At 35.0% G+C, this 11,902-nt stretch carries 7 protein-coding genes; 6 read left to right on the plus strand and 1 reads right to left on the minus strand.

Annotated elements, in window-relative coordinates:
* Position 1 precedes the first annotated feature (1 nt).
* From Q5N69_RS11740 to Q5N69_RS11760, 5 genes are all read left to right on the plus strand, one after another.
* Entirely contained in the window at positions 2–2,269 is a 2,268-nt protein-coding gene (locus tag Q5N69_RS11740; protein WP_304369130.1) for a right-handed parallel beta-helix repeat-containing protein, read from the plus strand.
* Positions 2,270–2,803: 534 nt separating this feature from the next.
* Positions 2,804–4,168, plus strand: coding sequence for a TolC family protein (locus tag Q5N69_RS11745; protein ID WP_304369131.1), 1,365 nt, complete (start codon positions 2,804–2,806; stop codon positions 4,166–4,168).
* Between the two features lie 5 nt (positions 4,169–4,173).
* Complete coding sequence (locus tag Q5N69_RS11750) at positions 4,174–5,424, plus strand: efflux RND transporter periplasmic adaptor subunit (RefSeq protein WP_304369132.1); 1,251 nt, start codon at positions 4,174–4,176, stop codon at positions 5,422–5,424.
* Entirely contained in the window at positions 5,414–8,512 is a 3,099-nt protein-coding gene (locus Q5N69_RS11755; protein WP_304369133.1) for an efflux RND transporter permease subunit, read from the plus strand. The genes Q5N69_RS11750 and Q5N69_RS11755 overlap by 11 nt, the downstream gene beginning before the upstream one ends.
* A 221-nt stretch (positions 8,513–8,733) precedes the next feature.
* Complete coding sequence (locus Q5N69_RS11760; protein WP_304369134.1) at positions 8,734–10,935, plus strand: multiheme c-type cytochrome; 2,202 nt, start codon at positions 8,734–8,736, stop codon at positions 10,933–10,935.
* A gap of 296 nt (positions 10,936–11,231) precedes the next feature.
* Here the strand turns inward: Q5N69_RS11760 and Q5N69_RS11765 are convergent, their stop codons facing one another.
* Entirely contained in the window at positions 11,232–11,540 is a 309-nt protein-coding gene (locus Q5N69_RS11765; RefSeq protein WP_304369135.1) for a HigA family addiction module antitoxin, read from the minus strand.
* 79 nt (positions 11,541–11,619) lie between these two features.
* On the opposite strand from Q5N69_RS11765, the gene Q5N69_RS11770 reads away from it, so the two are divergent.
* Entirely contained in the window at positions 11,620–11,832 is a 213-nt protein-coding gene (locus tag Q5N69_RS11770) for a DUF4113 domain-containing protein (RefSeq protein ID WP_304369170.1), read from the plus strand.
* The last annotated feature ends 70 nt before the right edge of the window (positions 11,833–11,902 follow it).

Consider the following 11,902-nt stretch of genomic DNA (forward strand, 5'->3'; position numbering starts at 1 on the left):
TGTGATAAATAATAACTTTCCACGCCGTCGTTTTTTAAAGCTATCTGGTGCAAGTTTAGCCGTTTCTGCGTTGTCACTACCGTTGATCAGTTGTGCTAATAAAATAATTAGTTCAACACCTGTTATTTCTGATAAAGCAGACTTTTATGTCGCTGTTAATGGTAATGACAATTGGTCGGGTATTGCAGCCGTAAACACCAAAAACACAACTAATGGGCCTTTTGCTACATTAGAGCGTGCTCGCGATGCAGTACGAGTGCTAAAGAAAGCGCAACCTAATAAAAACATTACGGTACTTATTCGTGGTGGCTTGTATAAATTAGATGAAACTGTTGTGTTTGGTCTTGAAGATTCAGCAGCAGACAATTACACCATTACTTACGCAGCTTATCCAAATGAAAAGCCTGTTTTTAGTTCTGGCCGTCATATTACCGGTTGGGAAAAAGCACCTAGTAATATTTCTGGTTTGCCAGATAAAGCAAAAGGTCAGGTGTGGCAAGCAAATATAAATGAAGGCATTACAACATTATATGATGACTTAGGTCGATTACCTCGTACTCGCACAAACGGTTTTATTACCGCTCCTAAAGGTAAAAGAGACGTTGTTAACTTTCCTCAAAATATGTTTATAGATTGGGTTAATCCTAATGATGCTGAACTGTTCGTTCGTCCACATCATGCTTGGATTGTTAACGTTCTTCCTTTTAAATCTATGAATAAAGATAAACGGACTGCGACCACCACTCAAGAAGCAACCTATGCAATGAATGAATTACATTTTTTACCTAAAAATGAAAATGCGTGGGTTGAAAATGTTATTGAAGAATTAAATGCACCGGGTAAATGGGTTGTTGATACTAGAGTAGGTAAAGTATATTTATGGCCTCGAAATAATCAACAAGCAGAAGAGCTTAATGCAAATGTTGTAACTCCTGAACTACTCGAGTTATTCCGTATTGAAGGCGATATAGACGAAGAAGGTTTAAAAGACACTCCAGTTAAAAACTTACACTTTAATGGTTTAACATTTAAGCACGGTAAACGTTTTACAATAGCAAAAGATGATAAAGGCTTACAGCATGACTGGGATTTTCATGATAAAGCAAACTCATTAGTACGTTTTAGAGGCGCTGAAAACTGCATTATAGAAAACTGTCACTTTGTTGATAGTGGTAGTGGTGCTATTCGCATCGACTTACATGGTCAACATAACACCATAAGAAATAATCATATTGAACATCTTGGTGGTGCAGGGATCTTACTTGCTGGGTATGGCCCTGGTATTAAAGACGTTAATCATCATAATACAGTGCTTAATAATCACATACATGATATTGGCGAAATTTATAATCATTCTCATGGCATATTAGTTTGGCAAAGTGGTGAAAACTATGTAGCGAATAATCTGATTCATAATACTGATTATATCGGCATTACTGTTTCTGGATTCATGACTCACTTTTTTGATAAAAAAGGAAATGGCCGGGAACTACTTAGAACTTTACGCAAAAATGAAGTTGTTGCAGCTAAAGGTAATAAATATACGTTAGACGAGGTTCGACCATATCTTCACAGTCATGACAACATCGTTGAAAATAATGAAATACACCATGTTATGCAGAAATTAGCTGATGGCAATGCAATGTATATCCGAGGCTCAGGTGCGGGTAATGTATTTAGGCGTAACTATATTCACCACCTAGTTGGCGACACAGCAATGCAAGCTGCTATTCGCACTGATGGTGGACAAATGGATACATTGATCAGCGAAAATATTATTTTTCACTGTCGTAGTCAAGGCATCAAATTAAAGTTAAATAACCGTGCTGAAAATAACATTATTGTCGATATTTTAAAGGCTAAGCATAACGGTAAGCCAATGCCAGTTACCTTTTTCTCATTAAGAGAAGGTCCAATGACAGGCGCTAGCCTTAAAAACAATATTATGTATTCTACAGCAGATGACTGTGATTTTTATAATGAGCAATCTATGACAGGTGAAAAAACTCAAGATAGAAGAGGTCGTGCTCCAGCTAATTCTAAAGATGCGGATACGGATAATAATATTTACTTCTGTGCCCCTAATCCTAGTTTAGGTGAAGAATTTCTAACTAAGCAGAAATCAGATGGTGTTGATATTCATAGTTTAGCAATTGATCCTCTCTTTGTTGATATTACTAACGGAGATTTACGTTTACGTAAAGATTCACCAGCATTTAAATTTGGTTTTAAAACCATTGATATGAGTAAAATAGGTTTAACTTCTTAATACTTATTTATAAAGTTTTAATGTACTAATTATCATTTATTAGTACATTAAAACTATTATTTTCTAACTCTTTTAAGTCAACTTTCATTCAACTTTCATTCAACTTTATTTTATTGCCCATCATTAAACTTATAAAGATCAGATGCATCTTTCTATCATGTTTTTTCGTCATATTAAGAGAAGCCAAGTTTAACTAAACGTTAAAGTTAGATTACCTTTGAATATTCATTGCTAATATTATTTTTAGTATACATTTAGAGGTATTATTATGTATAAAAATACTTTATATTATTCATTGTTTTTGTTTTATGTGTTATTTTTATATAGATAACAAGTGTTTTTCTGATGGTTTTACTGTTTTTAAATAAATGTCATTGTTTTGGTGTTTTTTTATATGTAATGGTCTTTATTTTTTGTTCAGTTAAAAATGTATGATGAGTATTTTAAAGTTTGTTTGCTCATGATTGAAGTACGTATTTTGGGGTTGTTTAAACTTTATTTATGAAATGTATAAAACTATTTTTTATTATTATTTTGACATCGTGCGCACAGCAAAAAGAAGTTAAAATAACAAAGATTGCAACACCAAAGTTATTTATTGCCCAAGGCACTGATCACCTTGATACAAAATGGTGGAATAGTTTTAATAATAAATCTCTGTCAGGATTTGTTGTTCAAGGGCTTGAAAATAATATTTCTTTAAAAGCTAACGAACTCAGATTAAAAAGCTCTGAGATTGACACCTCAATTGCAAATAGTGAACGCTATCCATCGTTAAGCGCAAATGCTAGTGCTTCATCTGATTTTGATAACTTTGGGAATGTTGATAATGTCTCTTTAGGATTAAGCTCCAGTTGGGAAATTGATTTATGGGGGGGGATAAATGCCAATATTAATCGTTCCCATTGGAATTTACAGGAAGATTATGCTTTATACCGTGGTAGATCTAATTTAGTTGCTGGAAGTATAACTAACGCTTGGTTAGGAGTAATTACAGAGCAAGAAAAAGAACAAGTACTGGCTGAGCAATATAAGCGAACAAAAGATGCGTTAAAAGTAATAACACGACGTTTTGAAATGGGTAAAAACTCTGTTACTAATATTTGGCAACAACAAAGGTTGTTAAAATCGATTGAAGTTCAACAATCTAATAATGAAGCAGATTTATATCTCTACCGACAAACACTGGCATTATGGTTAGCTGTTCCTACTGACCAAATTAATATTGATCAAACATTATCATTACCTAAACTGCCAGCATTACCTGATATTGGAATACCTGCGCAAGTCCTTAAATTTAGACCTGATGTTCAGCAAGCCTTCGCTAAAATTCAAGCCGCTAACGAAAACCTAGCGATAGCCTTATCCAATCAATATCCGCGTGTAACTTTAAGAGCTAATTATTCTACCTCATCCAGCTCTATAAATGATTTACTTGATGATTGGGCTGGAAACTTAATAGCATCATTAGCAATGCCACTATTTGATAGTGGCGTTCTAAAATCTGTTGTAGAACAACGAAAGTTAGAGTTAAAAGCGTTAATTTTAGATTATCAGCAAGTGTGGTTAGAAGCTATCGCTTCTGTTAATCAAGTATTAATTAACGAGTCGCAGCTACTGCAAATACGTAAAAACTTAAATCAACAATTAAATCTAGCCAAGAAAACAGAAAAGCTTACTAAAGTTAAATATTTAAGTGGTAAAACTAATTACCTCGATCTGTTAAGGGCACAAGAAAGTATATTGTCGTTAGAAAGACAAAAAATAGATGCTAACAAAAGAGTAATGACCAATCGAGTTTTGTTATATCGAGAGCTAAGCCATGGGGATTTTTCACTTAACAAGCAAGTTAGTCGTAATCATATTGATGGTAATAATAAAAGCAATCAGGGAATATAATCTTAATGCGTAACTTCTTCTTTTCAAAAAAACTATTACCTCTTTTTATTGTTATTTTAGGCGGAGTATTAGGGTATTTAATTCTTGAAGCTGGAGAGAAAAAACCTAATCAATTTCAAAAAAAGAAAACTAAACGTGTTCGTGTTGTGCAAACAATAGAATTAGAACGAGGCTCGGTTATACCATCATGGGAAGCCTCTGGTTTTGTTATTGCTGCAGAATCTGTTGATGTTAGCCCTCGTGTGGCAGGAAATATAGAATCAATAAACCCTGAAGCCATACCAGGAGGCTTATTAAAAAAAGGGCAATGGCTAGCATCTCTTGAAACAATTGAATACCAACTTGCCTTGCAATCGCAACAATCTCAATTAGCCCAAGCCCAGGCGAATTTAGAATTAGAATTAGCAGATCAAGTGTTAGCGCAAGAAGAATTAAAATTACTTGGTGATCATGTTGTTATTGAACAGTCGCTTGTACTTCGAGAGCCACAATTAACCGTTGCTAAAGCAAGAGTATCAGTTGCTCAAAATAATCTTGATAAAGCTAAGTTAGATTTAGACCGCACTAAAGTACTTATGCCGTTTGATGGAAAAATAGTGAGTAAGAATATAGGTCAAGGAAGTAAGGTTTCTACCAACACGACATTGTTTTCAATTGTTAACACAAACACATATTGGCTTGAAGTAAAAATACCGCATAAATTTTTCAACATTCTTGATGCTGAGCAAATGGCTAAAGTTAGCCAACAGCGTATATGGGGCGATAGCGTTAATCGTCAAGCAAAGGTACTTTCATTCTCACCTGAACTTGATAGTAACGACAGGCAAGTAAAAATTCTTTTATCTATTGAAAATCCACTATCAGAAAATTCAACATTGCCTTCTGTGTTTATTAACGACTTCTTAAACGTCGAATTGATGGGTAAGCCAATAAACAACGCTTGGACGATTAAATATTCTTGGTTGCAAGCTGACAACACCATTTGGGTGGTTGATAAAAATAATACATTACAGAAAAGACCAGTAAAAATACTTTTCAAAGGCCGTGAACTGATTTATATAGATACTGATGTTGAAGATGGAGACAGAGCACTTGCTGAAAAGCCTGGTATAGCAAGTGTTGGATTGAAGGTTAATACGCGTGAAGATCTTGCTCGATCTATAGAGGAAGAAGGCGATAAAAGCTATCAAAAAATAAATCAAACGAGGATGACAAAAGCAATAAAAAATCAGAAAGGATTAAAGCATGAAATTTAGTCCTATCTCATGGATGATCGACCATAAAATAGCCCCTCATTTATTGATGCTAGCCTTGATTTGCGGTGGTTTGGTTATGTCTTTTATTATCCGCAAAGAATATATGCCGGAAACCACACGCGATACAATTTCTGTACGTGTAATTTATCCTGGCGCAGCGCCTAGTGAAATGGAGTTAGCTATTGCTGTTCCTATTGAAGCTGCCTTAGATAGTTTAGACAGTGTAAGTCGAGTTGATACACGTATAGGTACTGGTTGGATGCGAGTTACCGCAGAGTTGGAAGCTGGAGCAAATCCGCAAAAGGTATATCAAGACTCGCAGCAGGCTGTTAATAGAATATCGTCTTTCCCTTCGGGAATGGAGCAGCCTTATGTTGTATTAGATACTAGTGTTGCCGATGTCATGGAGATTATTGTTCATGCCGACTTAGATCGCTTTGCGTTAAAACGTTTAACTGAACAAGTACGAGATCGTATTTTACAATCTCCTTATATTTCACAAGTAAAATTACGGGGTATTCCTGAAGAAGAGATACATATTGAGGTTGCACAATCTGATCTACAAGCCTACGACCTTACGCTCAATAATATTGCATCAATACTTAAAAATAATGTTGTTGAGCAATCAGCCGGTAAAATTAAAGCTGATAATGGCGATATTATTGTGTCGGTTGATCAACGTGAGTTTTGGGCAGAAGATTTAGCCAATGTTCCTATTGTTACCGATGAGTCAGGTGATCAATTACGTTTAGGTGAAATAGCTAAAGTGACAGAGGGTTTTGCTGATACTCGTGACGTGGTTACCTATAATGGACAACTTTCTGCTCAGCTAAATATATACCGAATGGGAGAACAAACACCGTCTGAAATTGCTGATGCAATTCAAGAGATGTGGCCAGAATTATTAGATTTATTACCTCCTAATGCAGGTATATCTATTGTAGATGATGATGCAAAAAATTATCAAAAACGTTTAAGTTTATTACTTAGCAATGCATTTATGGGGTTAGTGTTAGTACTTATAGTGATGAGTTTGTTTCTTCAGTTTAAACTAGCCTTTTGGGTAGTTGCTGGTATTCCAAGTTCATTTTTGGGAGCCATGTTGTTTTTACCATCATTCGACGTTTCAATTAACATGGTGTCTATGTTTGGCTTTATTGTAGCATTAGGTATTGTTGTTGATGATGCCATTATTGCAGGTGAAAATATTTATTCTCATGTGCAAGAAGGGATGTCGTTTCAAGAAGCTGCAATAAAAGGTGCTAACGAAGTCGCTAAACCTTTAACTTATGCCATTTTAACTAATATTGTAGCGTTTCTACCGTTATTACTTTTACCCGGCAGTATGAAGTTATTATTTGGTGCAATCCCTATTGTAGTTGTGCTTTGTTTTGCTGTTTCGTGGGTTGAAGCATTATTTATATTACCGTCTCATTTAGCGCATATTAATGATAAAAACCCTAATAAAATAGAGCAATTATTTAATAAAGCACAGGCTGTATGCCAAGGTAAATTAAATCATTTTATAGAAAATATTTACCTTCCATTTCTTAGTAAATGTTTGCAGCAAGCCGTGTTAACGTTATCGATAGCTTGTTTAATTTTTTGTGTTGTTATTACTTACGCTTTTAGTGGGAAAATGGGGTTTAGTTTATATCCGAAATTAGACGGTAGATGGGTTAAAGCAAGTTACGAAATATCTGAAACAACAACAGAGCAACAAGCACAGGAACTAAAAAACAAATTAGAAAACAGTGCTTATACAATGATCGATGACAACAACATTGAAAATAATGTCGTTAGTGTACGTACTATTATTCGCGAAAACAGTGTTGAGGTTGCTTTATTATTGGTTGAGAGTGAAGAAAGAGAATATTCAACTGAACAAGTAAAAGAAATGTGGCGTTCACATGCAGAAAACTTACCTAATATAGGGAAATTAAGGTTTAGTGGGGCTCGGCGAGGTTCAAGCTCTAATGTTGATGCTTCTCTTACTATAGAGTTGCGCCATAGTGACAGTACAATACTTGCCTTAGCAGCAAAAGATGCCATTGAGTTTTTATCCAATAGTGATGACGTAGTCGCAACCGTTAACTCGATGGAAGAGGGTAAACCTCAATGGAAGTTAACCTTAAATGAAAATGGCAGGGCTTTAGGGTTAGATGCTGTAGATTTATCAACACAACTTCGATCGTCCTTGTATGGCTCTCGCGCACAAAGACAGCATCGTTTACGTAACCAAGTAACAACCTTAGTTAGACTGCCCGAGCATGAACGTGCCGATGTTAATAAAATAGAATCAATGTTAATTAGAACAAAAGGAGGCGGTTATGCTCCTTTAGGTAGTGTTGCCACAATTAACAAGGTTCTTGCACCAGCATTCATATTAAGACGAAAAGGCCAGAGAATAGAAAAACTAGGAGCAGAAATTCTGCCAGTGGAGAATATTCCTGCTGTTACTTTGATGGTTAAAGACTATTTAGTACCTGATTTAGAAGGGCGTTACCCAGGACTTAAAGTCGGTTTTGGGGGCGAACAAGAAGAAATTGCACAAAGTGTTTCTAGTTTACAATTTGGTACTGCATTTGCTTTGGTTGGTATATACATATTACTTGCTATCGCCTTCAGAAGTTATTCTCAGCCTATTATTATTATGGCTATTATCCCTTTTGGTGCTGTTGGAGCCATTCTCGGGCATATGGTGCTAGGTTTTGGTTTAAGCGTGGTAAGTTTAATGGGAATGCTTGCATTAGCAGGTGTTGTTGTTAACGACAGTTTGATATTGGTTGAATACGCAAATAAGAAACTTGAACAAGGTGATAGTGCTTTAGAAGCTGTGAGTGAAGCATGTAGACGCAGAATTCGACCAATAATACTTACTACCATCACAACATTTTGTGGGCTTGCACCTATGGTATTCGAAACTTCACGACAAGCTCAGTTTGTTGTACCTATGGCAGTATCGTTAGGTTTTGGTATTTTGTTTACTACTTTGGTTTGTTTACTGGTATTGCCATCTTTATATTTAGTTATAAATAACAGAAGGAATTTGCCCACAAACAAATTACCTGTTTCAGAAAAATCCTAAATAACGCTTATTAATCGGTATGTTATTTAACATAAATTAGCGATAATAAGTGTTAATTTTGTATACTTAATATTTGAATTATCAACATTAAGTACCATTATTTAGTGTTCTGATTTTATGGCAAAGTAAGATATATTCAGAAGATAAAAAGTTATCACCTGTTACTTAAAATTAATATTCCCAATGACAATCCATTGAAGCTGTATTTAAGGTTAATAAATTTGAATTTTTTAAAAACTTGTTATGTTGTATTTTTATTGGTGTCTATTCAAGCAAGTGCTGTTGAAGAGTATAGCTTTGAAAAAAGTAATCCAATATCCAATCAAACATGTGTTTCATGCCATCAACAGTCACAAAAAGAGTGGCAGAAATCAGATCATGCCAAGGCAATGGCAATTCCAACTAAACAAACAGTTTTAGCCGATTTTAATAATGTTAATGTTAAACATTATGGACAAAGAGCTTACTTTTTTATAAAAGATAATACCTATCAAGTCACTATTTCTTATGACGATAAAAGTGACACTTACCCGATAAAATATACCTTTGGACATTACCCACTTCAACAATATTTAGTAGAAGTTGAAAAAGGAAAGTTACAAGTTTTACCTTTTGCTTGGGATAGTCGAGACAAAAAGCAGGGGGGCCAACGCTGGTATCATAATTATAGTCATGAAGAAATTCGCCCTGAAGATCGACTCCACTGGCGCCAACCATTACAAAACTGGAATGGCATGTGTGCAGACTGCCACTCTGATAGACTAGTGAGAAATTATGACGTAGACAATAATAGTTTTGCCAGCGAGTTCGACAACATCAATGTAGGTTGTTTATCTTGTCATGGAGATATGACAAATCACAATACAACAAAATTTCAATCTCAATCATCTTCACGTAATGTAAGTGCAGATGTAATTTCTGCTAAACACCCTACAGGACAGTGGTTACGTAATATTACCGATAAAACCGCTCATTGGCAGGGTGAAAAACGTGATAACAGTTTTATGGATAACTGTTTTGCATGTCATTCTTTACGTTCACCATTAACTGATAGTTTTAAAGCGAATACCGCATTTTTAGATCAATTTATTCCACAACTACCTTCTGCACCTAATTATCATACTGATGGGCAAATTAAAGAAGAAGTGTACGTTTATGGTTCATTCCTACAAAGTAAAATGTTTACAGCAGGAGTGAACTGTTTAGATTGCCATGATAAACATACAATGAAGGTGAAGGTTGAAGGAAATGGCCTGTGCTTACAATGTCATTCAAACGATGAATACAATGTTAAAAAGCACCATCAACACGAAAGTAACTCAACAGGTGCTCAATGTGTTAACTGTCATATGCCTGAAACTACTTTTATGGGTGTAGATGATAGACGCGATCATAGTTTTAAAATCCCACAACCACATTTGTCGGATGAATTTAATACACCAAACGCATGTATAAAATGCCATGAAGATAAATCAAATAAGTGGGCAAGTGATACTCTGTTAAATTGGAAGGGTAAACACAATGCTATTTTACCGAGCAAGTTATTATTAATGAGATTGAATAATGGTGAAGCAATAACATTAGCGCAGCACTTTAGTATCATTGCAGATGAACAAATTCCGGTTATTAATAGGGCCGCAGCTATACAGTTGTTAAATTTCACTACACCGTCAATACCGGCGGAAGATCTTGTACCTTACTTATCACATAAAGAAGCTTTAATTAGGTTAAGTGCAGCAAGTGCTATCACTCTTTCTACTCCTGAAGAGAGATTAAAATATTTAATTCCGTTATTAAAAGACAAATATAGATCAATAAGAGTTTCCACGGCACGTGGCTTAATTGGAATGAATATACCCAATGTAAATAAAACGGCTTTTGATAACGCTTTCAATGAATTAGTGAACGCTAATAACTTAAATAGCTGGCGCGGTGAAGGAAGGGGTAATCAAGCGCTACTTGCTATGAGTAGTAATAATTTAAAAGCTGCCGAAAAATCTTTAGTAGAAGCTATTAAAATAGACCCATATTTTGAAGCTGCATATATTAATTTAGCTGATATTTATCGTACACAACAAAGAACGTTTCAAGTAAATTCTGTACTTGCTAAAGGCATTAAAAACTTACCTAAGTCTGCTGCTTTACATTATTCGTATGGTTTGTATTTTGTTCGACAGAAGAATATGGAAAAAGCAATTGGCTTATTTGATGAAGCGATGATGCTAATGCCAGATAACTCTCAGTATGCTTATACTTATGTATTAGCTTTAGACGGTATGGGGCAAAGCGAAAAAGCACTAAATACATTAAAAGCATTAATTGTAACGTATCAAGATACCGCTCAATTAAAAGAACTAGGGTTGTACTTGTCACAGAAATTAAGATTAAGATCTGAATACAATTGGTTTATGAAACTTAAATAAAAACGTGAGGATGGATGAGGTACTATTTACTATAAGGAATATTAGGTGACCTGAAGGTTTCTTTTTAGACAAACTTTAATAAATCGCCAAACTAAACAAATAAAGGGGTGGACGCAACACCCCAACAACAAAATTTAGATGCTCCCTCCAAACAAAGGTTGAGGTTGTTAAAGTTATCTAACAACTATTTTAGAGCCCTACATTACTGTGAATGATATTAAAGCGATTGAGCGCTTGCGTATGCAAAAGCTTAGGTCAAGTAAGGCACATGTAGTCCAGTTTAGTACATGTGCCACTTAAGCCATTTTTAAATCGTATAGAGGCTCGCAATCTACGTCCAAATCACTATTAATAAATAAGTCATAGGTTGTCTGTAGGTTCATCCAAAAGACAGCACTAATACCTGTTGCTTTTTCTAACTTCATCGCTAAAGGTGCTTTTACACTCACTTTCCCCATAGAAAAATCAATCAGATGAGAACGGTTAATATGCATCTTTTTAGCTGCCTCAGTGACAGACAATTTATGTGCTAATAAAATACAAGTTTTAAAAATAATGCCAGGGTGCTTAGCTGGCAATTTGATACTTCTTGTAAGTTTAATCATTCACTCCTAGTCATATTCATTCAAGTGTCTGACTCTAAAATAGTTTGAGAATATATAATAAAGTTTGATAATTTATAAAATGGTGGATAGTCGTTTTGCCCAGTCCGATATCTTCGCGCCTAAACATGACGCGAAAACAACAGAGTTTTACTACCGTATTAATAATAAGTTTGGCAAAGGTGCTTTACGTCTTGCGAGTGAGTCACATGATGAGAAATGGGCGATGAGAAGACAGTTCTTATCGAAAAGATATACGACACGATGGTCTGATATTCCCATCATCAAATGTTAAAAAAGAACACATAGATAGAAGTAACTCATTAAAAAAGATGGCTTACATAATCATCGTTCAGTTTTACGAA

Source organism: Pseudocolwellia sp. AS88, assembly GCF_030551755.1.
In the GTDB taxonomy this organism is placed as follows: domain Bacteria; phylum Pseudomonadota; class Gammaproteobacteria; order Enterobacterales; family Alteromonadaceae; genus Pseudocolwellia.

What these genes read in the sequence shown, in the direction of transcription:
- Q5N69_RS11750 (WP_304369132.1), top strand. Translation starts at nt 4,174, where the DNA reads ATGCGTAACTTCTTCTTTTCAAAAAAACTATTACCTCTTTTTATTGTT.
- Q5N69_RS11755 (WP_304369133.1), top strand. Translation starts at nt 5,414, where the DNA reads ATGAAATTTAGTCCTATCTCATGGATGATCGACCATAAAATAGCCCCT.
- Q5N69_RS11765 (WP_304369135.1), bottom strand. Translation starts at nt 11,540, where the DNA reads ATGATTAAACTTACAAGAAGTATCAAATTGCCAGCTAAGCACCCTGGC.
- Q5N69_RS11770 (WP_304369170.1), top strand. Translation starts at nt 11,620, where the DNA reads ATGGTGGATAGTCGTTTTGCCCAGTCCGATATCTTCGCGCCTAAACAT.